Origin of the sequence: Thalassomonas sp. M1454, from assembly GCF_007097525.1 — a bacterium.
Classification (GTDB): domain Bacteria; phylum Pseudomonadota; class Gammaproteobacteria; order Enterobacterales; family Alteromonadaceae; genus Thalassotalea_A.
Genome location: NZ_VKDD01000001.1, coordinates 124,746 through 148,128, shown reverse-complemented (window position 1 = coordinate 148,128; position 23,383 = coordinate 124,746). Strand labels below are relative to the sequence as shown.

At 36.5% G+C, this 23,383-nt stretch carries 21 protein-coding genes; 9 read left to right on the top strand and 12 right to left on the bottom strand.

The window, feature by feature from the left end:
* Position 1: 1 nt before the first annotated feature.
* From FNN08_RS00675 to FNN08_RS00660, 4 genes are read right to left on the bottom strand one after another with little or no spacing between them, the layout of a single operon-like run.
* Positions 2-988: a polysaccharide deacetylase family protein gene (locus FNN08_RS00675; RefSeq protein WP_143582718.1), complete on the bottom strand. Its 987-nt coding sequence runs from the start codon at positions 986-988 to the stop codon at positions 2-4.
* Positions 988-2,106: a glycosyltransferase gene (locus FNN08_RS00670; protein WP_143582717.1), complete on the bottom strand. Its 1,119-nt coding sequence runs from the start codon at positions 2,104-2,106 to the stop codon at positions 988-990. The genes FNN08_RS00675 and FNN08_RS00670 overlap by 1 nt, the downstream gene beginning before the upstream one ends.
* On the bottom strand, positions 2,099-3,067 hold the full coding sequence (locus tag FNN08_RS00665; RefSeq protein WP_143582716.1) for a glycosyltransferase: 969 nt from the start codon (positions 3,065-3,067) through the stop codon (positions 2,099-2,101). The genes FNN08_RS00670 and FNN08_RS00665 overlap by 8 nt, the downstream gene beginning before the upstream one ends.
* Position 3,068: 1 nt before the next feature.
* Positions 3,069-5,681, bottom strand: a complete 2,613-nt coding sequence (locus FNN08_RS00660) for a hypothetical protein (protein WP_143582715.1) — start codon at positions 5,679-5,681, stop codon at positions 3,069-3,071.
* A gap of 113 nt (positions 5,682-5,794) precedes the next feature.
* Here FNN08_RS00660 and FNN08_RS00655 point away from each other — a divergent pair, with 113 nt between their 5' ends.
* Positions 5,795-6,877, top strand: coding sequence for a GNAT family N-acetyltransferase (locus FNN08_RS00655; RefSeq protein WP_143582714.1), 1,083 nt, complete (start codon positions 5,795-5,797; stop codon positions 6,875-6,877).
* Here FNN08_RS00655 and FNN08_RS00650 read toward each other — a convergent pair.
* The gene (locus FNN08_RS00650; RefSeq protein ID WP_143582713.1) at positions 6,867-7,904 is read right to left on the bottom strand and encodes a GNAT family N-acetyltransferase; all 1,038 of its coding nucleotides are present in this window, start codon (positions 7,902-7,904) and stop codon (positions 6,867-6,869) included. The genes FNN08_RS00655 and FNN08_RS00650 overlap by 11 nt on opposite strands.
* Positions 7,905-8,152: 248 nt before the next feature.
* Here FNN08_RS00650 and prsT point away from each other — a divergent pair, with 248 nt between their 5' ends.
* Both prsT and FNN08_RS00640 read left to right on the top strand, forming a co-directional pair.
* The gene (gene prsT / locus FNN08_RS00645; protein ID WP_185962530.1) at positions 8,153-10,915 is read left to right on the top strand and encodes an XrtA/PEP-CTERM system TPR-repeat protein PrsT; all 2,763 of its coding nucleotides are present in this window, start codon (positions 8,153-8,155) and stop codon (positions 10,913-10,915) included.
* 6 nt (positions 10,916-10,921) lie between these two features.
* Positions 10,922-11,704 (top strand): serine protease, encoded by a 783-nt coding sequence (locus FNN08_RS00640; protein WP_143582711.1) that lies wholly within the window; start codon positions 10,922-10,924, stop codon positions 11,702-11,704.
* 9 nt (positions 11,705-11,713) lie between these two features.
* Here the strand turns inward: FNN08_RS00640 and FNN08_RS00635 are convergent, their stop codons facing one another.
* On the bottom strand, positions 11,714-12,499 hold the full coding sequence (locus FNN08_RS00635) for a divergent polysaccharide deacetylase family protein (RefSeq protein WP_260679241.1): 786 nt from the start codon (positions 12,497-12,499) through the stop codon (positions 11,714-11,716).
* A 246-nt stretch (positions 12,500-12,745) separates the two neighbouring features.
* Here FNN08_RS00635 and FNN08_RS00630 point away from each other — a divergent pair, with 246 nt between their 5' ends.
* Entirely contained in the window at positions 12,746-13,324 is a 579-nt protein-coding gene (locus FNN08_RS00630; protein ID WP_143582709.1) for an RDD family protein, read from the top strand.
* 7 nt (positions 13,325-13,331) lie between these two features.
* Here FNN08_RS00630 and FNN08_RS00625 read toward each other — a convergent pair whose 3' ends face one another.
* Positions 13,332-14,435 (bottom strand): murein hydrolase activator EnvC family protein, encoded by a 1,104-nt coding sequence (locus tag FNN08_RS00625; RefSeq protein ID WP_143582707.1) that lies wholly within the window; start codon positions 14,433-14,435, stop codon positions 13,332-13,334.
* Positions 14,436-14,508: 73 nt separating this feature from the next.
* Positions 14,509-16,053 carry a 2,3-bisphosphoglycerate-independent phosphoglycerate mutase gene (gene gpmI, locus FNN08_RS00620; RefSeq protein WP_143582706.1) on the bottom strand — a complete coding sequence of 515 codons (1,545 nt, stop codon included), beginning with the start codon at positions 16,051-16,053 and terminating at the stop codon, positions 14,509-14,511.
* Positions 16,054-16,265: 212 nt separating this feature from the next.
* Between gpmI and FNN08_RS00615 the strand changes: the two genes are divergently transcribed.
* From FNN08_RS00615 to gpsA, 4 genes are read left to right on the top strand one after another with little or no spacing between them, the layout of a single operon-like run.
* The gene (locus FNN08_RS00615) at positions 16,266-16,691 is read left to right on the top strand and encodes a rhodanese-like domain-containing protein (protein ID WP_143582963.1); all 426 of its coding nucleotides are present in this window, start codon (positions 16,266-16,268) and stop codon (positions 16,689-16,691) included.
* A 22-nt stretch (positions 16,692-16,713) separates the two neighbouring features.
* The gene (grxC, locus tag FNN08_RS00610) at positions 16,714-16,971 is read left to right on the top strand and encodes a glutaredoxin 3 (protein ID WP_143582705.1); all 258 of its coding nucleotides are present in this window, start codon (positions 16,714-16,716) and stop codon (positions 16,969-16,971) included.
* A gap of 55 nt (positions 16,972-17,026) precedes the next feature.
* The gene (gene secB, locus FNN08_RS00605; protein ID WP_143582704.1) at positions 17,027-17,530 is read left to right on the top strand and encodes a protein-export chaperone SecB; all 504 of its coding nucleotides are present in this window, start codon (positions 17,027-17,029) and stop codon (positions 17,528-17,530) included.
* 5 nt (positions 17,531-17,535) lie between these two features.
* On the top strand, positions 17,536-18,534 hold the full coding sequence (gene gpsA, locus FNN08_RS00600) for an NAD(P)H-dependent glycerol-3-phosphate dehydrogenase (protein WP_143582962.1): 999 nt from the start codon (positions 17,536-17,538) through the stop codon (positions 18,532-18,534).
* Positions 18,535-18,723: 189 nt separating this feature from the next.
* Here gpsA and trmL read toward each other — a convergent pair whose 3' ends face one another.
* Positions 18,724-19,188 (bottom strand): tRNA (uridine(34)/cytosine(34)/5-carboxymethylaminomethyluridine(34)-2'-O)-methyltransferase TrmL, encoded by a 465-nt coding sequence (gene trmL / locus FNN08_RS00595; protein ID WP_143582703.1) that lies wholly within the window; start codon positions 19,186-19,188, stop codon positions 18,724-18,726.
* Between the two features lie 97 nt (positions 19,189-19,285).
* Here trmL and FNN08_RS00590 point away from each other — a divergent pair, with 97 nt between their 5' ends.
* On the top strand, positions 19,286-20,188 hold the full coding sequence (locus FNN08_RS00590; protein WP_143582702.1) for a cation diffusion facilitator family transporter: 903 nt from the start codon (positions 19,286-19,288) through the stop codon (positions 20,186-20,188).
* On the opposite strand, the gene FNN08_RS00585 is transcribed toward FNN08_RS00590, so the two are convergent.
* From FNN08_RS00585 to FNN08_RS00575, 3 genes are read right to left on the bottom strand one after another with little or no spacing between them, the layout of a single operon-like run.
* Positions 20,181-21,191, bottom strand: a complete 1,011-nt coding sequence (locus FNN08_RS00585; RefSeq protein ID WP_143582701.1) for an alpha/beta fold hydrolase — start codon at positions 21,189-21,191, stop codon at positions 20,181-20,183. The genes FNN08_RS00590 and FNN08_RS00585 overlap by 8 nt on opposite strands.
* A 28-nt stretch (positions 21,192-21,219) precedes the next feature.
* Complete coding sequence (locus FNN08_RS00580) at positions 21,220-22,644, bottom strand: ATP-binding protein (RefSeq protein WP_143582700.1); 1,425 nt, start codon at positions 22,642-22,644, stop codon at positions 21,220-21,222.
* Positions 22,644-23,339, bottom strand: a complete 696-nt coding sequence (locus tag FNN08_RS00575; RefSeq protein WP_143582699.1) for a response regulator transcription factor — start codon at positions 23,337-23,339, stop codon at positions 22,644-22,646. Before FNN08_RS00575 ends, FNN08_RS00580 begins: the two co-directional genes overlap by 1 nt.
* Positions 23,340-23,383: the final 44 nt, after the last annotated feature.

Here is a 23,383-nt window from a genome sequence, read left to right as displayed (position 1 = left end):
TTTATTTATTAAGTATTTCTTTAGCTTGTGAAATAGTACAAAACTTAATATTGGCTTTTTGTTTACTATGTTCAATAACCTGTTGAATTCTATTACAAATACTTTCTCTGGCATTTTTATCTTGAGACAATCCAGTAACACCTTCAATTAAGCTTGAGCTATGTAAGTACATATGTAAAACCTTGTGCTTCTTTTTCAGGCTTAAATCAACTAGTTTGATCATATCTTTAGCTGAACATAGTTCAGGGCTTAAATAAATTTTACGAAGTAACTTAGTATGCCATAGCAAGCCATTGGCTTTTATCCAAGTAAATGGTGGTTTTTCCATTGCTCGATGCAATTTTTGCGCGAATGAATAATTATTTCTGTTAAAGCCACAAGTAACCGGTATTTCAAAAAGTTTTCGTTGTGAACCTTGCTGGTTCGGCTTACTAAAATTAGGCCAATATGGTGATGTATTGGCACTTTCACAGCTAAAAAACTCATTGCTGTACAAGGGGTAAATACTTGAATCTACTTCAAAGCCCTTGTCATCTAGTAATTGTAGGATCTCTCCATTTATCCCCCAACGTCCAGTGCGAAATGAACGAGGTGTTGAGCCAATATTTTGCTGAATTTTATTAATTAATAAGTCTAATTTTTGTTGTGTTTGCTCTATTGGCAAATTAACTACATGAGAAGACTTTTCTGTTGTTTCGCCAAAGAATGGTGGATTCGCCCATGGATGTAGGTGTGCGCCAACTTCGCACAGTTCTGGATTTATATTGGCCAATACATTTGCTGCATCGGTATTGTTTGCAACAGCATAATCAACAAAATAGGTGGGCTTAATACCTAGTTCTTGGCAAAATAATTGGAACGCTGGAAGTTCGAATATATTACTCACCGAAAAGTTATCGTTAGGGAATTCATCAGACCAATCCCATTCCTCTTCAGTATCTACTGTGAGAATAAATATTACATCGTCCTTGTTTGTTAAACGGGTCATCACTTATCCATTAGCATTGATTCAAATAATTGTTGGTATTCAGCTGCCATACGTTGCGCTGAGTAGTGTTTGTAGACAAAGTCCTTAGCGTTTTTGGCTAAGGTTTGTGCATAGCTTTTATCATTTAAAAGCTTTTGCCATTGTAGTTGTAGATCTGCTTTATCGCCAAAATTTGATAAAAGACCTGTCTGTTGATGAGTAATTAACTGGTCAATGCCTTTTATATCATAAGCTGCCACTGGAATTTCCATTGCCATAGCTTCCATTAAGCAGCGAGGAATACCTTCTAAGCTTGAAGTCATCACAAATAAATCAAATTGCTGTAATAGGGCAAGCCGGTCATCTCTAAAACCAAGAAAATCAATACAATCCTTTGATTTTAATGTTTGGCTGTACTGCTCTAAATCTTTTCTTAATTCGCCGTCGCCGAGTAAAGTTAAGCGAATATTTGGGTCTGTTTGAAATAAGCTATCGAAAATATTGAGTAAATCTTGAATATTCTTACGGCTGATCATTTGACCAACAAAGCCGATATTCTTTACTTTACTTGTTGCCGCTTTAGCTTTAGTTCGTTGCTGTTCAACTTCGCTTAAATCGACACCATTTTGAATATACTCTAACTTAGGTTTGGTTATGCCATAGCGCTTAACATCTAAAACTAATTGTTTAGATAAAGGCACTACCTTATCGGCAAAACGCATCATATGACAGCCAAGCCAAATAAAAGTTTTTAGTTTTAAATCGTCAACATTCTCAAATCCATGTGGTGTTACAACTACTTTAATCCCAGCCTTTTTAGCAACAATGACAGCGAGAATATCTGATTTATAGCCATGACTATGAATAATGTCTATACCTCTGTTTTTGATTAAGCGCACTAATTTGTTAATAACGCTAAGATCAAATTTATTGCTCATGGGGATCTCATGAGTATGCTCGCTGTATTTTTTAAATTGCTTCACTAATTCTAAGTTTTGGCTATTTTGCTCAAGGGTTACTGCTAGTTCATAGTTAATGTTTTGTGCTTTGTTATTATTTACTAGCGCCAAAATCCAGCGCTCAGCGCCATAAAATCCTGTAGGGCAAATAAACTCTAATACTTTAATTTTCTTAGCCATTAGATTTATCTCCCAAGGTTTGTATCCAGGTCTTTATACTTAACAATGTTCCTATTGCTCTGGCGGGAAAATACAAAAGATAAAACTTTAAAATATTAACTATGTTGATTTTTCTTTGGGCGATAAAAAATAGTCTAATGCTGTAAATAACAACCGGTATTAGCATTAGTGTTATACAAGATATAAACAGCTGGCTTTGTAGGGTGATTATGGCGAATAGGGATATAACTAACAGTAGGAGTAATAGAATAGGGATAATAAAACTAGGTAATTCTCTTAGTGGCGGTATGCGACCTGATATTGAGCCTAAATTTGACTGCCCGCGCCAAATTTCTTTTTTAAACATAGGTAAAAATTCTTTATCTTCTCCTAGATGCACATAGTGGCTTTTTGAGGAATAAAGTAGTTTTCCTAGCTCACTTACTTTATGAGTAAAATAGTAATCTTCGCACGTGGTTAAGTGTTCAGGAAAACCATGCACTTTTTTAAATGTTGCTGCGCTAAGTAATAAGTTTCTGCCAGGTAAAAAACTTACAAAAGTATCAATATCGGCGTTACTCAATGCGGTACGTATTTGTTCAAGTGCTGGCTCGCTAGGGCTATTTTTTTGTATTGCACTAATGAGCGCAATATCGCTGTTTGCTGTTAAAGTGTTGAGTAGCTTGGTTAGCCAATTAGGAGCTAAATCAATATCGGCATCTAAAAATGCAAAATATTCCCCTTTAGCTAATTTGGCCCCGTAATTTCGTAGTGCGGAAATGGTGAGAGCTGTTGATGCTTGAATCACCTTTAAATTTGTTTTTTCTATGAATAACTTTTCTGCGGCAAAAAACTCATTCTGACTAACCACTATCACTTCAAATTCTTGCATAAAGTCTTGTGCAAAAATGGAATCTAAAGTTTGTACTAACATTTCTTCCCGACCTTTGTGGGGAATAATAAAAGATACTTGTACCGCCATATTAAAGTCCTGCCTTAATTAAAAAACAGTTCAATTTAGTCGATAGGGTGCGTAGCCAAAAAAATTCTTTTTTAATTGAAGTTTGTTCAAAGGCAGTTAAAACGTTGAGTAAAAACTGTTTAGTTTGTGATGGTTTTATCGTTTGTTGAACCATAAGATTATACTTTGGCGCTTTACATTTATTGCTTTTTACAAACTCTTTGATGCCATCATTTTGCATTAAAATGGCTAATATTCTAGTTACAGTTCTTGAAGGTTCATGCTCTAAAGTATGCACTACATATTGATAGAAAAAGTCTGCTTTAGCTTTATAGGCTTGTGCGCTTGTTTTATCCTCTGCAAAGTAAAATGCCATATAAAGGATGTTGGCTTTTCTTATATCTTGTGCTGTCCATGTGTGATTAGGGTACTCAAGAATTTCAGGTTTATCTAAATAAGGATATTCATTATCTAACATCCAATGACAGTAATGCATGAAAGATTTTTTTATCAAATAAAAGCAATGGTCAAACTGAGTGATACTTTCTTTAATTAACAGGTATTTGTATACAGATTGCAGAAAAATAGTATAAAACCAAGACTCTTCAACATTAAGTAAATCGCGCTTATTAATATCATCAAAGTGGCTAATGGTTTGTTTAATCACTAACCCTGCTTTATCTAAATAACTTTGCTTGCTAGTTAACTCAAAACTATCAATAAGAGTTGAAACATAGTTTCCTGTACCTCGATCTAGTGGATACTGTTGCTTAAGAGTGTTTTTTAAGTCTGCTCGGTTGTTATTTTTTAAAGCGACTAACATTTCCCCAAATGTACCTGTGCCTTCAAATACATTAGTGATCCATTGACTTAATTGTAATACCGCATCTTTAGAGCTTTGATCACCTGTTAATAAATAATGTAGCATTAAACCTGTGGTGTAACAGTGATTAGTACCCGGACCGCCGCCGCCGGCATGGTCTTGATAGGCATTACTTTTTTGTAAGGCTGAATAGGTTCTATGGGTAGCTGTTTCGGCAGATAAATAGTGATCGGTATGCCAAAATAACCCGTTGTTGTAATGTGCTTTGTCTTTTTCGGTATGGTAAATATCAATATCTTTAATGTGCTGTGCAAGATCTTGTGCCAATGTCCACCAGCGCTGATCTTTGGTTTTTAAAAACTGATAAATAAACCCATATAAAGGATCATACTGATTGTTGTAATGGGAAATTAATTCTGTAGCGTAATTAGTTTCTAAAGTTTCGTGATCAGCAAAAATATCGCCAAAATTTCTCCAACCAAATTCATCAATTTTTTCGCGCTTAACAAAGAAGTCATTATCTGAATCAATCCCTGAATTAATAAGTTTGTGCAGGCTTGACTGATGCTCTGATGTAATGAGGTAAGGAATGGCATTGGTACTCGTTAAATATTGAGTATCAATATTGCATAGCAAAGGTTTTAGATAAAATTCTCGGTTATTTTCTTGGCAGTTAAAATCAACCTGAAAGGTGTAGCTTTTCTTTTCTCCTGGTTGTAGTTCATAGCCATAAGAATGATCTTTTGGGAATAAACCAAACTCTATATTATGTTGATTGCAAGCGATAGATGTTGGAAAGTTTTGCCAAAAATCATCAATAGCATAGGCCGCACTTTGCTTGGCATTTGAACATTTAATTATTGGCGATGATCGTCCTTGATGAATCGATGATTTATCGCCATCACTGACTTTATAGCCTGAAAATTCTAAAGCTAATTTGCCTTTAGAGTCGATGTGATTTTTACTCTGCCAATTTTTTCCGCCACTGCTTGCTTGAAATATAGAAAGTGAATTTGTCGCGCAGTTTTGCCAAGGCTTATTGCCGTCTAACTTATATTCAACAGTGCTTTTATGCACAGTATTTGCTTTACAAACAAGCGAATTAAATAAAAATGAATTCTCATTGCCTAAGTCCCATTTCCCTTTATGATGCAACATAGGTAAAGGGTTATGAATGCTAAAATTGTGTTTTACACGGCTACTATTTTTATAAAAACTAAAGCTGAAATTAAATTCAATGGCCGATGCTTTATGCTTATTTTTCCATATGCCTTGATAATTAATGACCAACTCTAAAGAAGTATGTTTGGTCACCTTTACTGAGTTTATCGACGGCGAAAAAAGCTTGTTGTTTTCATCTGCTAACTCGAATGAATCAATTGCTTGTTTATAGTCGTTTTTGTCATTTTGGCTCTGTTGTAATAATCCCAAATGGTGTTTTGACAAACAGTAATTCGACTCATTAACTTTTACAGTGTAATGGTCCAATTCATCAAATAATTCAAGTTTACCTGTTGCAAGTGTATCGGTAATGATACCGCTGTACTCACTGCTTTTGACAACTTTTAATGCTATAGATTTGTTAGCGTCTAGATCAATAAAGAAACTTACCTCAACCCATTTTAGAGAGTTGTTTTGCCATTTTACTAAGCTTGAAAAATGAGCTTCAACCACTTTGTTTTGCTCATTAATTAATACTAATTCAGCTTCAGATTGCACTTTATTTAGGGCGATCGGAAATGATAGTTTTACAAAACTATTGCTACGGTCAAAGGCGTCTTTTTCATTAATATTTAATGGAACTTCGAACATCAGTAAGAAATGAACTACTATTTATTGTTATTGGGTCTTTGTATTTAATTAGGATTAAAATCCTTAAAAGTCAATTTTTTAGCAAACTAATCAAGTGAACAAAAAACAATAAAATGGCAATCACTGTTACCTTTACACCGTATCAAAAGCAACTCCATCAAACGCTCGGCGAGAATTGGCTAACAATATCGACAAAAGTGGAGTGTAACTTTTTTTTATCCTGGGATTGGATTTCAAGTTGGTTGCTGAGTTTTGATGGTGAACTTTTTATTGTTGAGGCCAAAGAAAACAATCAGCTTGTTGCCATCGCATTAATTGGCCAATCTAGTCGCAAGATATTTAAATTTTTTACGGTGAAGCAATGGCACCTTAACAAAGCGGGCGTGCAAAAAGTTGATCAGTGTTGGATTGAGTATAATGATATTTTAGCTATCAATAAGCCTGCTAAAGAAGCATTACTCACGGCTCTTGCTAATTCACAACATTGGCATGAACTGAGCATTGGCATGGCGGCTGAGGATGAATTAGAAGCTAGTAGTTTATCAGCTGTTAATAAACGCAGGATTATCGAGTTAGTTGGTTATCGAGTTAACTTTGCTCAAATACAAGAGCAATGTTTTGAACAAAGCTTATCTAAAAACACACGTCAAAAACTAAGTAAGAATCAACGTGAGCTAGAGCTATTCGGAAAAGTAAATTTTGCCCATATAACTAATTCAGATGAAATTATAAAAGCATTACCCACTATTGCTAATTGGCATATAAAACGCTGGCAAAATCATAACCCGCCAAGTGGTTTTAGCAATGAGCACTTTTATCAATTTATCAGGGCGCTTATTAAAAGTAACAAGCAAATAAGTGCGCAATTAATCAAGTTACAAATAGATAATAAAGATATCGGCTATTTATTAAATTTTGTTGAAGGTAATAAGGTATATTTTTATTTAAGTGCTATTGATACGGATGCTCTGCCCAATATAAATATAGGTAATGTACTTCATAGTTGGGCTATAAAATATTATCAAAGCATAGGTATGACATCATATGACTTCTTGTTAGGCGATTACCAATATAAACGCTCACTGTCGAATCAAAAATACTCACAAAGTATGCGCTGTTATTACAAAAATTCTGTACTGTTAATTATTGAACAATTTGCTCGCAAGATAAAATCTGTATTTATTTCTACAAGCTAATATATCGCCTTACTTTGCTGCCAATGTAATTAGTAGCAGCCAAAGGTAAGAATGACCAAAGCTTGGCGATTATATTTCGATAAGTAGAGAGTGTGGCTGCAGGGTTAGATATATTGCTATAAGGCCTTGTTTGCCAAGCTAAAGGTAGTGCTTGAGCCCCCCATTGTTTTTTAAACTTAAAAGTGTTTTGGCCAAAGCTAGAACGGCCAAAATCGAAATAGTTACAGCCTTGCTCTATGGCAATATTAAGCATATTAAAATATAACAGCATATTAGCATTGGTATGGTTGAACTCTCGTAAACTTGACGCCCAAGGTACGCTACAAACTTGTTTTGAATTAATTATCATACCTCCTGCAATAGCTTGTTCATTTAGTTTCACAATCACAATGTGGACATTTTTTTGGTAATGATTGTTGATACCTTCAAACCAAGTAAATGTATGTACGGGTGAGCCAAGCGCCCTCATATTTTTACAGTAGACATCATAAAACTCGCTTAAACTGGAATCTTGATTAACTTCACAAGTTAACTTATTTTTTTCTGCCTTTCTGACCTGACTACGAACCTTTGCTTTAAATCCACTCCAAAGTTCATCGCGACTATCTGGCAAAGCTAGAATCATTCTAACTTTACTTCCCTCGATAATTTCTGCTTCAGGTTTCAATGGTAAGCTTGCACTGTCACGTAACTGCCATTGCTTAATATTTTGCTCAGCCATTTGCTTTTCGGCTGAAGATAGTAGCTTGTTTGTTATTTTGCGGGAGTTAGTTAACGCTCCACCGATATCACAATAAGGGAGTGAGCAGTAACTTTTTTTGCCAAATATAGTTTTAAAAATTGCTATAGGTAGTACGCCAACAACACTATCGTTTTCAATAGCAAGTAAATAAGGACAAGTTAATTTATAAGTTGTCTCTAAGGTGTTTTTGTAGGCAAGCAGGTGGTATGGGGATGCCTGATTATGTTTTTTAACGTACTCATCCCATAATGAATAATGTTTAGATGTTAAACTTATTATTTGCAAATTAAGTGATACCTAAAGTAGATTCTGCGCATTTTACCCGGCTTTTATATGTTTTTTTTATGACCAATTATAGTGTAGATGCATTTATTGAAATTGGTAAAAATGATTTTTAAATTAGCGTGTTATATCAAATTAATTTATTTATTCATCGGCCTGTACTTTTTAATTATTCTTCTATACTTAGTAGATTATTTGAACAATAAATGCGCAATCCAATAGAGCGCTCGATCATTATCAAGGGAGTTATAATGAGAGTTTCACTGATCTATCCTGCTATTATTTTCTCTAGCCTGCTTACTTTGTCTGCCTGTGACGTATCAAAATCATTAGAAGAACATCAATTAGATGCAAAACAAAGCATGGCTGATAATGATTATAAAACAGCAATAATCTCTCTTAAGAATGCCTTGCAAAACAAGCCAGATGATACAGAAAGTCGTTATTTATTAGGTAAGAGCTATTTATTAAATGGTGAGATTAACGGCGCTAAGAAAGAATTAAATAGAGCATTGGAATTAGGCTTTGATTTGAACTTAATTCAGCCATTGCTAGTTCGCTGCGATCTGTTTGTGGGCGATAGTAATGGTTTAGTGGATCAAAACAAACAACAAGTAAGTCTTGCAAAAGCAACCCAAATAGAAGTCAATGCAATTTCTGGCATCGGCCTTAGCTACCTTGGTATGCCACAACAAGGGCAAGCGTTATTAGCAGAAAGCTTACAAAGTGATTTAGTCGATAATTTTTATTATAAGTTAGCGAAAGTGTGGGTTGCTGGTAATAACGATCAAGTTGAGCAAGCCATTGCTATGGCGAAAACACTAATGGCTGAAGACTCCGAGTTTAAAGACGCGCAGTTATTATTAGCTAACTTGTATATAGTGAATAATCAGCATGATATGGCAATTGATCTACTTGAAAATTACATTGAAAATTTCCAATATAATTATCTTGTGCGGTTAACTTATATTTCTACCTTATTGCAGGTTAATAGAATAGTTGATGCTGAAAAACAAACTGATTTCTTATTATCAATGTTTCCTAATGCATGGTTTGCCAATGAACTTAAAGCTGAAATTAGCTTACGCCAAGGCCAGTATAAAGAAGCTGCAGAATATGCTGGTATTGCTTTAACTAATCAACCTGGCCTATTTAAGTCTAACTTAATTGCGGGGTTAGGGTTTTATCAATCAGGTAACGATGAAATGGCTTTTCATCATTTAGCATTAATTGAATCTCGCTTGCCGCCAAGTCATTTTGCCCATCAAATACTAACCACAGTGAAGCTACGCTTAGGTTATACCGAAGAAGCTATTGCCGTAATAGATGCAATTGAAGATTTAACTGAAGATGAATTCTCATTACTTGCAAATGCAAGTGTCGCCCTTATTCGTACTGGTGATAGAGAAAAAGCTCAAGAATATATTAAGCGTATGGACAGTATTGAAAGTACTGACAGTCGTTTACTAAGCAAACGAGGCGTGTTTAAACTTTCAGTGAATGATGCCGGCGGTATCAAAGACTTAGAGCAAGCTATTTCATTAGATCCTGACTACGATAACGCTCGCCTGGCTCTACTTTATAATTATTTACGCAATGCTAAATATGCAGAGGCGATGAAAGTAGCCAATGTTTGGATTAATGAATTTCCTAAAAAAGATGGTGGCTACCTAGCCCAAGGTTTAGTGTGGAGAAAGCAGGGAAATACTGTTGAGGCTAAAAAGTCATTCAAAATGGCATTGCAACAAGTACCTGATAGTTTGGGGGGCTTATATAATTTAGCGGCTTTAGATGTAAATAATAAACAATATCAATCAGCGTTTAATTATTTAAAACAACTATTAGAGTTGAACCCTACACATGAGGGGGGCCTGCGCTTGGTAGTTAATATTAGTGATAAGTTAGATGATGAGTTACAAGCTATTAAGGTTATTGATTCATTAATTATTAACAATCCTGAGCAAGTATCATTACAGCTAAGTAAGGCTAAAATTTTAGTCAAAAATGGTAAAGCTGAACAAGCAATGGAATTATTAGCGAAACTAGAGTCTTCGCAATATCAAAACCAAACTTATTTAACCTTATATGGCACGCTTGCCTTAGCAAACAGTCAATTTGAATTATCTGAACGTATTTTTAAACAATTAACTACTATTGCCCCTAATTTATTTTCAGCACACGTCGGCTTACTCTCAGTATATGAAGCGCAAGGAAATTTTCAACAAGCTTTTACGCAAGTGAAGAAGTCGCAAACTATCTTTCCGGCCAGAGCTGAGCTGCGTTTATATGAAGTACATTATCTATTGAAAACTAAATCCTTTGCCCAAGCAAAACTAACACTAGATAAGATAGATGAAACAAAAGTTAACCCATCAAAATACTTAGCATTAAAAACCAAATATCATGGGCAAGTTGGCGAGTTAGATGCATCATTGAAATATGCAAGACAGTTGTATTCCTTAAATCCTGATTACAATAATAGTTTGTTATTTGCGCAAGTCTTGCAAAAGTCTGGAAATAGGGTTGAAGCACTGACAATTGTTGAAAAAAGTATTAATGAATTCGGCATAACACCGTCGTTAGAAAATTTACGAGCTGAGCTGAATGTTGATAATAACCCTGAGCAATCGTTAGCTTATTATCAAAAACTGGCCAAGGATAACCCGAATAACTATGTCGTGTTAAATAATCTAGCTTGGTCAGCTCTTTTGGTTAATGATTACCAATTGGGATTAGAAAGTGCGCAGAAAGCCGTTGCATTAGCCCCAGACCAGCCACAAGTGCTAGATACTCTGGCTGTGGCACAAATGAAATTGGGCAACTATGAAGAGGCTGAATCTATTCTTGTAAAGGTTTTAGAAAAGCTACCTAACGAAGTATCTGTTTCTTTGCACTATGCTGAGGCCTTGATCCATTTGAGTAAACTCAGCCAAGCACAAGCAGTATTAGACAATTTAGAAAATAGTTCTGAAAAACAAGAATTGATTAATCTTATCGCTTCTTCAAAAGGGTAATTTTAGATGCGCCGAGCAGTTAGCATTATTGCCCTATTTTGCTTTTTGAGTAGTAAGGTTTTAGCTGCCGAGCCTATTGTTGAAACAATTGCAAAGATTAAGCCTGCTATTGTCGGAGTTGGTATTTTTACTGCTAATGAACACCCTCAGAATAAACTTTATGGCACAGGATTTGTTATAGGCAATGGCAAATACATCGTTACTAACTATCATGTACTACCCCCTAAAGATAAATTACAGAATAATCAGACTCAGGTTGTTTTTTCAGGTACCGGTAAGTTAAGTCGGGTGCATAAAGTTAAACTTGTTGCAGAGTCTCAAACCTATGATCTAGCCGTATTAGAACTTCTAGAATTTTCACTACCTGCATTAAAATTAGCTCCAGAGCCATTTATTCCTGAAGGGAGTAAAATTGCCTTTACCGGCTTTCCTATTGGAGCCGTGTTGGGGCTATATCCTGTAACTCATCAAGGGTTTATATCGAGCATAACGCCGGTAATAGTGCCTGCGGGTAGTACAAATCAGTTAACTGCAGAAATGATTAAAACTCTCAAGGATCCATATCTTGTCTATCAATTAGATGCGATTGCTTACCCTGGCAACAGTGGTAGTCCCGTTTACTCAGCTGATTCAGGGGAGGTCATTGCCGTGATAAATAAAACTTTTATCCAGCAAAGTAAAGAAGCGGCATTAAGTAACCCCAGTGGCATTACTTACGCAATCCCGGTTAAATATTTACATCAACTTCTACAAACAAATGGAATTGAGGTCGTTATTAGCAAGCAGTAAGCTATTTGCTTACTCTAATAGGCTTTCACCATCAGAACTTTGTGGTAATGATTTCGCTTGTTGGGCTAATCTGACTGGGTGATCGGTTGGCAGTAACTGAGAAATAGCTACCAGTTCAATATTATTGCTAGCTAATACAGGGATCATCTTTTGTAAAACCTTAATGGTTTCTGGATGAGGGTGTGCTATAGCAATCACATTGCCATATTTTTTACTTGAACGAACAAGTTTTTCAAATTGCTTTTCTATATATTGTTCATCAATTTTATTATCTAAAAATATATGGCGATGCAAGCTTGGGATCCCTACTTGCTGAGCTATATATTCAGCTTGTGAATATTGACTCGTTTTAGAATCTAAAAAAAACAAATCATTGTCTTTTAAAAAATTCATCGTCCATGACATAGGCTCAGACATCTGCGTTAATTTGCTACCCATATGATTGTTAATGCCTATTACATGGGGAATATCAGCAATAGAAGCCGCTAAAACTTGATGTACGCTTTCCTCTGCCATATTTGAGGTAAGCGCCCCAGGACCTAGTGTTCGGTTATTAATAGACTCCATAGGTACATGCAATAAAACTTCTCGGTTTTGTTTATTGCTTTGCTCAGCAAGGCTTCGTCCAAAAGGAGTGTGTGGTAACACTGAGAAGGTAACTTGCTTGGGTAAATTTAGCGCTGTTTTATCTGTAGCACGCCAACCAATATCATCGATTACAATGGCGACTTTGTCTACATTAAATGCAAAAGCTTGAGTTGAAACAAAAATAACAAGAGAGAAAAAAATACGCACAGGAAAATTCTTATTTTTATTAATTATTGATTTAAATGCTAATAATCAAAGTTAGCATTCATATTTATGATTATCAGAATAACAATAATTAAAGATAAAATCGATTAACTATAACATTTATTTAAATAGTTTCTAACAAACCCTTTAACAGCAAGGGTTACAGAAGATAATAAATCGATTACAGCTTGATTACATTTAGTTGTAGCAGTAGAGTATGTTTATTATTAATCATTATTAGGATGAAATATGAACAATGTTGTTTACGCAAACATGATGCAGCGTTTATTTGCCAATGCCATCGATGGCTTATTAATTTTAATTCCTATGTTAGTGATTAGTAGCTTAGCTTTTATTGATATTTCTGTGGCGATATTGGCTTTGTTATTTAGCCACTTTGCTTATTGGTTTTATAGCTATTATTTTCATGCTCGTTTTGGCGCGACTCTTGGCAAACACATTATGGGGATCCAAGTTCTTAACATACAGATGCAGCGAATTGATAAAAAAGTCGCTTTTAAGCGGGGTGTGGTCGATTTAGTCTTTGCAATGTGCGGAGCATTTATCGCGCTATCTGCAATTTATCAGATTGATTTTAATTATTTTAGTGAGCTTAGCTTTTTTGCTCGAGAAGCTTATCTTTCTAGCTTGGCTGCTGATGAGGCTGTAATTTGTGCGCAGTTATTTTCTTATTGGTTAGCGAGCGAATTTATTGTGATGTTATTTAATAAGCGTAAACAAGCCACGCAAGATTGGTTTGCTGGCACAGTTATAGTGGTTAAGTCTTCAGTTAAAACTAATTTAGTAGTAGGTGGAGCAAGTAGCTAGAGTTTAGCTACTTACACCAAAGTTTAGGGTTGACCGGTTTACCTTTATGGCGAATTTCGAAATACAAACCGGTTTGGCTTTGCCCACCACTTTGACCAACAAGCGCAATAGGCTCGCCTATTTCTACTCTATCGCCAACGTTCTTAAGTAAGGCTTGATTATGACCATATAAGCTCATATAGCCTTCACCATGGTCTAAGACCACAACTAAACCATAGCCTTTAAGCCAATCGGCAAAGAGAACTGTGCCATTATGGATAGCGGTAACATCTCGGCCCAATCGAGAGCTTAAATACACACCTTTCCAGCGCAAGTAGCCTTGCTTTTTAGTGCCAAATCTATGGGTTAGTGTACCTTTTGCTGGCCAGCGTAATTTATTCTTTAATTTACTCAGGCCTTTTAACTCTTGCTCTTTTTGTAGCTGTGCTTGTATTCTAGCTAACGCTTGAATAAGCGACTTTTCTTCACCCTCTAATTTATTCAAACGCTGTTTACTTGACAATATTTGTGAATTTAAGGTTTTGAGGGTCTGTTTACGCTCACTACGCTGTGTTTCTAAAGCTTGCTTCTGAGCAAGTTGTTTATTCACTAAAGCTTCTAATTCTTCAGCTTGCTGCTGCTGTTGCTGTTCTACCGATTTTAATTGCGTAATTACTTCTTTAAAGTTATCTATGCTCTGAATACGGGCATCATTTAAGTACTGATAATAGGTTAACGTTCTATCGACGTCACTTGGCCCTTGCTGATTTAGTAATAATTTTAAATAGTCGTGATGACCGGCAGAGTAGGCGCTCCGAATTTGTTCAGCTAAAACATCTTCTTGCTGTTGTTTCTTTACTAGTAACTCTTTTTGCTGCTTATTAAGAGTGCTTATTTTATCTGTTACAACTTGCTTGTTCTGTTTTAGCTCATTCATTTTTTTTGCTGTTGAAGCTATGGCTAAATCATCTTGCTTTAGTTTTTTCTCAATTTCTTTTTGCTGTTTACTGGTTAATTTGATTGATTTTTTTTGTTGTTCAATTTTATTTTTAACTGCATTCAAATCACTCTTTTGCGAACTACTCTGAGCAAAGCTTTGCTGACTCAATAAAGCTAAGTGGCAGATAAGCACAATCGATATGCCTCGTTTGAGGCATATCTTTGCTAAATTAGAGTGTTTTTTGGAGACAATAATCAAGATAAAATTAATCTGTAACCTTCATTAAAGAGCTGCCCGTCATTTCGCTAGGCTGCTCCATTGCCATAAGCTCTAACAAAGTAGGCGCTATATCGCTTAATGCTCCGGTATTACTTGGTGTTGCATTACGGCCAACATAGATAAGAGGTACAGGTTCACAAGTATGAGCTGTATGAGCCTGGCCGCTGGTAGCATTAACCATCATTTCAGCATTACCGTGATCGGCGGTAATTAAACACTCTCCGCCAGTCTTTTCTAGGGCAGAGACCACACGACCAATAGCAGTATCAACTGCTTCGCAGGCTTTAACTGCAGCATCAAATTTACCTGTGTGGCCTACCATGTCACCGTTCGGGTAATTACAAATAATTAAGTCATGCTCGCCACTTTCAATAGCTGCAACTAATTTATCGGTAAGTAATACTGAATTCATTTCAGGTTGTAAGTCATAAGTAGCAACTTGCGGAGAAGGGATTAATATACGCTCTTCTCCTTTAAATGTATCTTCTCGGCCGCCACTAAAGAAAAATGTGACATGGGCATATTTTTCCGTTTCAGAAATACGCAGTTGCGTTTTGTTATGCTTTTCTAACCATTCGCCTAAAACATTGTTTAATTCAACAGGAGGGTAAGCGGCTGGCGCATCAATATCGGCAGCGTACTGAGTTAACATCACAAACTCGTGCAATTTAGGTTGTTTCTTTCTGCTAAAACCAGAAAAGTCAGGTTCGGTAAAACAGCGGCTAAATTGGCGTGCTCTATCGGCTCTGAAATTCATAAAAATCATTGAATCGCCGTCATTAACTTCTATGGCATTGCCATTGGCATCTAAAATTGCGGTTGCACCAACAAATTCATCGTTTTCATCGCGTGCGTAAGCGGCTGCTAATGCCTCTGATGCCGTATTAGCTGTGTGTAAACCTTCACCACAAACCATAACGTTATAAGCAGCTTCAACTCTATCCCAACGCTGATCTCTGTCCATTGCATAATAGCGGCCAATAATAGAGGCGATTTGTCCATTACCTAGTTCAGCAAATTTTTGTTCTGCTTTCGTTAGTGGATCAGCTGCGCTTCTTGGTGGTGTATCGCGTCCGTCTAAAAAGGCGTGCAAATACACTTTAGTTGCGCCGCGCTCTGCCGCCATATCGAGTAAGGCTAAGATGTGATCTTCGTGGCTGTGTACGCCACCAGGAGAAAGCAAGCCAAATACATGTACAGCTTTATCTTGGCTAACAGCGCCATCGATAGCAGATATAAGAGTATCGTTTTGTTTAAAATCGCCAGTTTCAATCGCTTTGGTAATACGGGTGAAATCCTGATAAACGATGCGTCCAGCGCCAAGGTTAACATGGCCAACTTCTGAGTTACCCATTTGACCATCAGGTAAACCAACCGCCATACCAGAAGTCTCAATAAGCATGTTTGGTCGTTCTTGCATAAGTTTATCCATTACTGGAGTGTTAGCATGAAAAATGGCATTCGATTCGCTGTTTTTACGATAACCCCAGCCATCGAGAATTAATAACACCATAGATTTTTTATTGCTCATTGTTCTGCCCTGATAATGTATCTGTTGATTTTAAACGTAAGTTCCTTGATTCTGCCAAATATAATGCTTCAGGGCTAGGTTTGTCTGCTTTTGTTGGCTAATTTTTTTTAAATAGACTTGCTATCGGCGCAAAAGGTATACTATTGCTCTTAAATTTTTACCAATAGCCATATTTTTGGTTATGACCAAATCAAATAGAGAAGAACATAATGATGGAACAACTAATTACTTTTGCTGAGAATAACGCGATGTTATCAATGGCTTGGTTAGCAATTGCAAGTATGCTGGTATTTATTACTATCAAAAGTAAATTGTCGCCAGTTAAAGAAATTAATACTCAAGAGTTAACTTTGTTAGTTAACCGCGAAGATGCACAAGTAATTGATATTCGTAGCGAAGCGGATTTCAAAAAGGGCCATATCTTAGGTTCTAAGCACCTTGCTGTAGAAAAAATTAACAATAACCAGTTACAAGGCCTTGAAAAAGCAAAAGACAAACCCATTATTGTAGTATGTACAGCAGGAATGACTGCTTTACCTGTAGCAAGAAAGTTATTAAAAGCAGGATTTAGCCAAGTAAGTTCATTGAAAGGTGGCTTCTCAGGTTGGCAATCAGCTAATTTACCTGTTACCAAGTAATATTACTTATTAAGGCGAAAAAATGGCTAACGTAACAATTTATACTCGTGATTATTGCCCTTACTGTATAAGAGCAAAGGCTTTGTTAGATCAAAAGCAAGTTTCATATACTGAAATTAGTATTGATAAACAGCCGGAAAAACGAGTTGAAATGATAGAACGCAGTAAAGGCGGCATGACAGTTCCACAGATCTTTATTAATGATCAAGTGATAGGTGGCTGTGATGATTTAATGGCTCTTGAATATAAACAAGAACTAGATACGTTATTAGCCGAGTAAATAATTTGTAGCCCAGACTACAATGTAATTAATTAAATTTTAGGAAGTACAGATAATGTCTGAAGAAAACCAAGCAACAAACGGTGCTGACCAATCAGCTCCAGCACAACCACAATTCGCAATTCAAAGAGTTTACACTAAAGATGTATCTTTTGAGTCGCCAGCAGGTCCAGCTATTTTTCAAAAAGAATGGCAGCCAGAAATTAAATTAGATTTAGATACTAAATCTAATAAATTAGCAGAGGGTACTTTTGAAGTTGTTTTATCATTAACTGTAACTGCTAACTTAGGCGAAGAAGTTGCTTTCTTATGTGAAGTTCAACAAGCCGGTATCTTTACTATTGGTAACATGCCTGAAGCACAAATGGCTCATACATTAGGTTCATTCTGTCCTAACACTCTTTTCCCATACGCACGTGAAGTGGTAAGTAGCTTAGTATCTCGTGGTACATTCCCACAATTAAACTTAGCTCCTGTAAACTTTGATGCGTTATTTGCTTCTTACGTTCAACAACGTGCAGAACAAGCAAAAGCAGCACAACAAACTGCAGACGCTTAATGTCGATGCAAGCTGATATCAGTGTGATTGGAGCAGGATCTTATGGTACTGCTCTAGCATTCTGCTTAGCTAGAAATAAGCATAAAACCTTACTTTGGGGGCGCTCAAATGAGCATGTTGCAGCCATGGCAGCATCACGAAGTAATGATAAGTATTTGCCTGGTTTTACTTTTCCTGATTCTTTAGAGCTAATAGCTGATTTAGAAACAGCGGTAAAAGCGAGTAAAAATTTACTTGTAGTCGTACCAAGCCACGCTTTTGTTAAAATGTTAGAGCTAATAAAGCCATTTTTAACTAAAGAGCACAAAATTGCCTGGGCTACAAAAGGTTTAGACCCACTTGAAGGGCGTTTACTGCAAGAAGTTGCCACTGATATTTTAGGTGCTGACACGAGTTTAGCAGTTCTTTCAGGGCCTACCTTTGCTAAAGAAATGGCTGCAGGTATGCCAACGGCTATTTCTTTAGCGTCTACTGATGCTGATTTTGCTCATACTCTATCTGAACTTTTACACTGTGAAAAAACATTTAGAGTGTACCTTAACGATGATTTCATCGGAGTACAGCTTGGTGGTGCCGTTAAGAACGTTATTGCAATTGGCGCCGGAATTGCCGATGGCATAGGTTTTGGTGCGAATGCTAGAACAGCTTTAATTACTCGTGGCTTAGCCGAAATGAGTCGTTTAGGTGCTGCAGTAGGTGCTGATCCAAAAACCTTTATGGGTATGGCTGGTTTAGGTGATTTAGTCCTAACGTGTACCGATAATCAATCCCGTAATCGACGCTTTGGCCTCGCTTTAGGGGCTGGGGAAACAGTTGATACCGCGATTGAAAATATTGGTCAGGTGGTTGAAGGCTATAGAAATGCTAAAGAAGTCTACATGTTAGCCGAGCGTAACAATGTTGAAATGCCTATCGTAGAGCAAGTTTATCAAGTTTTATATCAAGGTAAGTCGGCAAAAGAAGCTGCATTACAGCTACTTGGACGCAATAAGACAAGCGAGTAAGCTTAACTAATTTATGATAAAAAACCGCTCAATTGAGCGGTTTTTTTTTGCCTACACGGATGTAGGTACTTAGATTTTGTCTGGAACGTAAAATCTGTGCCCCTCACGATGTGGGGTATGCCGAAACGCCATGGATGGTTTAGTTTCGGTAGCGCTGATTTTGTCGGGAACATAAAATCTGTTTTGGTTTTATACTGCACCCTTAAAACCAAGCTGACGCCATGCTTCATAAACAATAACAGCAACGGAATTTGATAGGTTCATGCTGCGAGAGCCTTCGGTCATTGGAATGCGAATTTTATCCTGATCTGGAATTTGATCTCTTACTGAATCAGGTAAGCCACGAGTTTCTGCGCCAAAAATAATGTAATCGCCTTCGCTAAACTCTACCTCGCCATGAAAGCGAGTAGCTTTGGTCGTTGAGGCATATACTCGTTGCGGCTGCTCATTTTTAATAAAGTCTTCATAGCTTTTATGTAATTTTAAATTGGCAAATTCATGGTAATCTAGGCCAGCACGGCGCAGACGTTTATCGTCTATGTCAAAACCAAGTGGTTCAATTAAGTGTAAGCGAAAGCCGCTATTGGCACATAAACGAATTATGTTGCCTGTATTTGGTGGGATTTCTGGTTCAAAAAGTACGATATCTAACATTTTCGTCTGCAATTACATATAAAATAATATCTAGTATACAATGCTCTCAACTTTAGCTTAAAGTATAATTTTATTAATCTCATCAATAGTGCAATTTATGTCGAACCAAAGTTATGAAAATTTAGTTAAGTTAGCGAGTAAAATGGCTATTTTAGTGGCGGCTATTTTAGTTGTAAGCAAACTTTATGCTTGGTGGATTTCTAGCTCGTCGGCAATGCTGGCTTCGACCACAGATTCAATTCTTGATGTATTTGCTTCTCTTTGTAGCTTTATTATTATCCGATTTTCGTTAAGTCCGGCAGATAAAGAGCATCGCTTTGGTCATGGTAAAGCAGAAAATCTAGCCGCACTTATGCAGTCATCATTTGTACTTGGCTCAGCTATTTTATTAATGTTCCATGGCGTTGATAGAGTTATATCACCGCAGGTAGTAAGTCATAGCTCAACTGCTATTGCTATTAGTGTACTGGCTATCGTGCTAACCATTGCCTTAATTAGCGTACAAAAATACGTTATTAGTAAAACTAACTCGGTAGCCATAGGTGCCGACTCTTTGCATTACCAGTCTGATTTATTGCTTAATGCCGGCGTTATTTTAGCTCTAGTTTTAAACCAATATAATTGGCCACAAGCCGATGGTGTTTTTACTGTGTTCGTCGGCTTATTCTTACTTAGTGGTGCGGTTAAAATAATTTATCACAGTATTCATGACTTGATGGATCGTGAGCTAGATGAACAAGATTTAGCAAGTATAAAAGCTGTAATTAACTCACACCCGAAAGCGCATGGTTTTCATGAACTACGCACTCGACAAGCAGGAAAAATGCGCTTTATTCAATTTCATTTAGAGTTAGATGATAATTTAAGTTTACTGCAAGCCCATCAGATATCAGATGAAGTGGAACAAGAGTTACTTAAAATATTTAACGATACCGAGGTGTTTATCCACCAAGACCCGCAGTCAGTAGTAGCGAAAGAATTAACTAAACAAATCAGTTAACTTTCTCGTGTAGATCAAACCAATCTAAGGCAGCGCTTAATGCTTGGTTTCTTATCGTATCCACTTCGAATAGCAATTCATGCAAAGCGTTATCTATGATTAAAGGTTTGCCGTTAGGGCAAGACTGTGGATGCAATTGATGTAATTTTTTACAAAATTTTGTTTGTTTGTCATTTCTTACTATTGTGTCTAGCTCTGCTTGAATGACATAGACTGGCGTAGTTATTTTATCTAAATCTTTAAACAATTTGGCTTCTGTCTTAATCGCCTGCTGCAACCAAGCAAAGGTTATACCTCCAAGCTGTAATTGGGGAGTAAGTTGGTACTCTTGTTGAAAAATATTATAGCGAGTTTCGCAACTGGTTAATTTGTTATCAGCAAAAGCTTTAACTTGATATGGACCATAACTGTAAAAATAACTTGGCTGTTTTGATATTAAGCTATCTATGTAATAGCTAATGCTAGTTAAAGGTTTACCCACCCAGCTAGGGATAGCGCCACCGTTAACAGCAATCATCGGCGATAAAAGTACGGCAGCGTTAAAGGTATATGGAAATTGTTGTAGATGCCTGATTGAAATAGCACAGCCCATTGAATGTGCCATAAGACAGAGTGGGCCATTAAACTTTGGCTTAACAACATTTTGTACAAAGTGCTGTAAGTCGAGCACATAGTCATTAAAGTCACTTACAAAGCCTTTGTGTGGATCAGCGAGCATACGCTCCGACAAACCTTGGCCGCGATGGTCTATTATGGCGACATTATAACCTTGCGCAAACAGGTCATAGGCGGTTTCTTTATATTTTAAGTAGCCTTCTGAACGACCAGGAGAAATAACCATATGGCGCTGGTTGTTTGGCGAATAAAATAAAGCAAACGCGATATTGAGCCCGTCAAAGCTGGTAAATGTGGAGAACTCACCTGTTAGCCAAAAGTCAGCAATTTCTTGTTGAAATTTAGCCGTTAATTGTGATTCTTGGGTAAATGTATAAGAGCTAACCATTACGTAAACAAACTTCCAAAGGTATTTATTAGCTAGACGGTGTATCTGTCGCTTGTGGTAGTGTCATTATTACACATAAACCTGGATTTTCATTACTAGTTGTTGCTAACTTTGCATAAATATGACCTTGATGACAATGAATCGCTCTACTCGCAATAGCTAAGCCTAACCCTGTACCACCACTAATCCGGTCTCTTGCTTCTGAGGTTCTAAAGAATGGCTTAAAAATATCTTTGATGTATTTAACATCAACTCCAGGTCCTTGGTCACAAATTATAATTCTAATTTTATGGTTTTTAAGCTTTAAAGAAACGCTGATTTGCGAATCGTTAATACTGTATCTTAGGGCATTATTAAGAATGTTCTCTATTGCACTGCTAAGTAATTGGTGATCACCAAAAAATTTAATATTTTCAATAATATCAGCCTTAATGCTAATACTTTTTTCGTTGCCAACAAATTGTGCATCATCAATTAAACTTTCAAGTAAGCTACTTAAATTAAATGTACTGTTGTGCATTTGTTGTAATTGACTTTCTAATCGTGAAAGCTGTAATGCCTGACTTATCATATTATCTAAGCGGCTAGTTTCCGTAGCGACCCGAACTATATATTTATCTAGAGTAGGGTTGTTATGTTGAACTTTTTCAATCATAGATAAAGATAATTGCATACGAGTTAAAGGAGAGCGTAATTCATGGGATATATCTCCTAAAAGCCTTTGCTGAGCTGCAATAGAGTGCTCTAACTTATCGGCCATACCATTAAGCGCTTGCCCTAATTGACCAACTTCATCAAAACGATTTTCAAACTCAGGTAATCGAGTTGCTAACTCGCCTTTACCAATAAGCTTGGTAGCGGATGTTAATTTCTTCAAAGGTCGAATTAGATACCATGACAATACCCAACAAAGCATACCTGTGATCACCAGAACCATAAAAACTCTCAGTCCATCAGGCATTTGTTGTAGAAATTGCGGGATATCTTTGCGCTGAATAATTTTGCCAATAAACAAGTGATAAGTTTTATCTCGAATAACAACTTCTTGCGGGCCTATTAAATTATATCCAGGGATCGTAATGTCAACGGCATGCGAAAACTCTAACTCTTTAATTGTACGTGGAATGCGAAATGGAAGCTGTGCTGTATTGGAATGTAATCGATTAGTTTTAGGGTCTTTTAACCAAATCCCTCGCGGAATATTTCTACTGCGAATTAATACTCCGTCGATGGGTCTTAATTTTTCTTTGGAAAAATTACGAACTAATTTTTTAGCGGTTAATTGTAGGTGTAATTGGTCTGCTTTGGTTATTTCAATTATTTTTTCGTTTTCATTATATTGTTCTGTAACCCACTGAGTTATGGACATAGTAATAATGGCAATGATCCAAAAACCTAAAAATATTTTTACTTTTAACGATGAAAAAGTTGCTTTTAAGCGATTTAAAAACATTATTTATCGCCGCTCATAAATACATAGCCTACGCCACGGATAGTTTTGATTTTTTCTTCAGAGCTAAATTGTTGAAACTTACGTCGAATGTTAGATATATGCATATCTATACTTCTATCAAAAGCCATTAAAGGACGATTCAGGACTTGCTCAGAAAGCATTTCTTTACTTACTATTGTGTCCAGATTTTCCATAAGTAAATGTAGCATCTCAAACTCGGTGCCGGTAAGTAATACTGGCTTTGTAAGGCAAGTGACTTCTCTAGATGCAGGAGATAATTCAATGCCATTAATTTGTATTGGCTGCGATTTTGTTTTGTTAGTTAAGATATCTACTCGCCTTAGTATTGCTTTGATACGAGCTAATAACTCCTTTGGATTATAAGGTTTAGCTAAGTAATCATCAGCACCCAACTCCAGTCCAAGTACGCGGTCTGATTCATCACCTTTAGCCGTTAACATCAAAATTGGAGTTAGATGTTTACCGCCAAGCGCTTTAAGTACATCAAAGCCATTTAAGCCCGGCATCATTACATCGAGTAAAATTAAGTCATAATCTGTCGTTTTTGCTTGCTCTAAGCCAGTTATGCCATCAAAACAACAAGTTAATGAGAAGCCTTCACTCGTTAAAAATTCAGATAATAACTCACTTAACTCTTGGTCATCATCAATAAGTAATAGTTTGGCAGCAGTCATATTTACTCTTCAGTATTGTTATCTATATAGGATTTATAATAGCG

What these genes read in the sequence shown, in the direction of transcription:
- FNN08_RS00675 (WP_143582718.1), bottom strand. Translation starts at nt 988, where the DNA reads ATGACCCGTTTAACAAACAAGGACGATGTAATATTTATTCTCACAGTA.
- FNN08_RS00670 (WP_143582717.1), bottom strand. Translation starts at nt 2,106, where the DNA reads ATGGCTAAGAAAATTAAAGTATTAGAGTTTATTTGCCCTACAGGATTT.
- FNN08_RS00665 (WP_143582716.1), bottom strand. Translation starts at nt 3,067, where the DNA reads ATGGCGGTACAAGTATCTTTTATTATTCCCCACAAAGGTCGGGAAGAA.
- FNN08_RS00660 (WP_143582715.1), bottom strand. Translation starts at nt 5,681, where the DNA reads ATGTTCGAAGTTCCATTAAATATTAATGAAAAAGACGCCTTTGACCGT.
- FNN08_RS00655 (WP_143582714.1), top strand. Translation starts at nt 5,795, where the DNA reads ATGGCAATCACTGTTACCTTTACACCGTATCAAAAGCAACTCCATCAA.
- prsT (WP_185962530.1), top strand. Translation starts at nt 8,153, where the DNA reads ATGAGAGTTTCACTGATCTATCCTGCTATTATTTTCTCTAGCCTGCTT.
- FNN08_RS00640 (WP_143582711.1), top strand. Translation starts at nt 10,922, where the DNA reads ATGCGCCGAGCAGTTAGCATTATTGCCCTATTTTGCTTTTTGAGTAGT.
- FNN08_RS00630 (WP_143582709.1), top strand. Translation starts at nt 12,746, where the DNA reads ATGAACAATGTTGTTTACGCAAACATGATGCAGCGTTTATTTGCCAAT.
- gpmI (WP_143582706.1), bottom strand. Translation starts at nt 16,053, where the DNA reads ATGAGCAATAAAAAATCTATGGTGTTATTAATTCTCGATGGCTGGGGT.
- FNN08_RS00615 (WP_143582963.1), top strand. Translation starts at nt 16,266, where the DNA reads ATGGAACAACTAATTACTTTTGCTGAGAATAACGCGATGTTATCAATG.
- grxC (WP_143582705.1), top strand. Translation starts at nt 16,714, where the DNA reads ATGGCTAACGTAACAATTTATACTCGTGATTATTGCCCTTACTGTATA.
- secB (WP_143582704.1), top strand. Translation starts at nt 17,027, where the DNA reads ATGTCTGAAGAAAACCAAGCAACAAACGGTGCTGACCAATCAGCTCCA.
- gpsA (WP_143582962.1), top strand. Translation starts at nt 17,536, where the DNA reads ATGCAAGCTGATATCAGTGTGATTGGAGCAGGATCTTATGGTACTGCT.
- trmL (WP_143582703.1), bottom strand. Translation starts at nt 19,188, where the DNA reads ATGTTAGATATCGTACTTTTTGAACCAGAAATCCCACCAAATACAGGC.
- FNN08_RS00590 (WP_143582702.1), top strand. Translation starts at nt 19,286, where the DNA reads ATGTCGAACCAAAGTTATGAAAATTTAGTTAAGTTAGCGAGTAAAATG.
- FNN08_RS00585 (WP_143582701.1), bottom strand. Translation starts at nt 21,191, where the DNA reads ATGGTTAGCTCTTATACATTTACCCAAGAATCACAATTAACGGCTAAA.
- FNN08_RS00580 (WP_143582700.1), bottom strand. Translation starts at nt 22,644, where the DNA reads ATGTTTTTAAATCGCTTAAAAGCAACTTTTTCATCGTTAAAAGTAAAA.
- FNN08_RS00575 (WP_143582699.1), bottom strand. Translation starts at nt 23,339, where the DNA reads ATGACTGCTGCCAAACTATTACTTATTGATGATGACCAAGAGTTAAGT.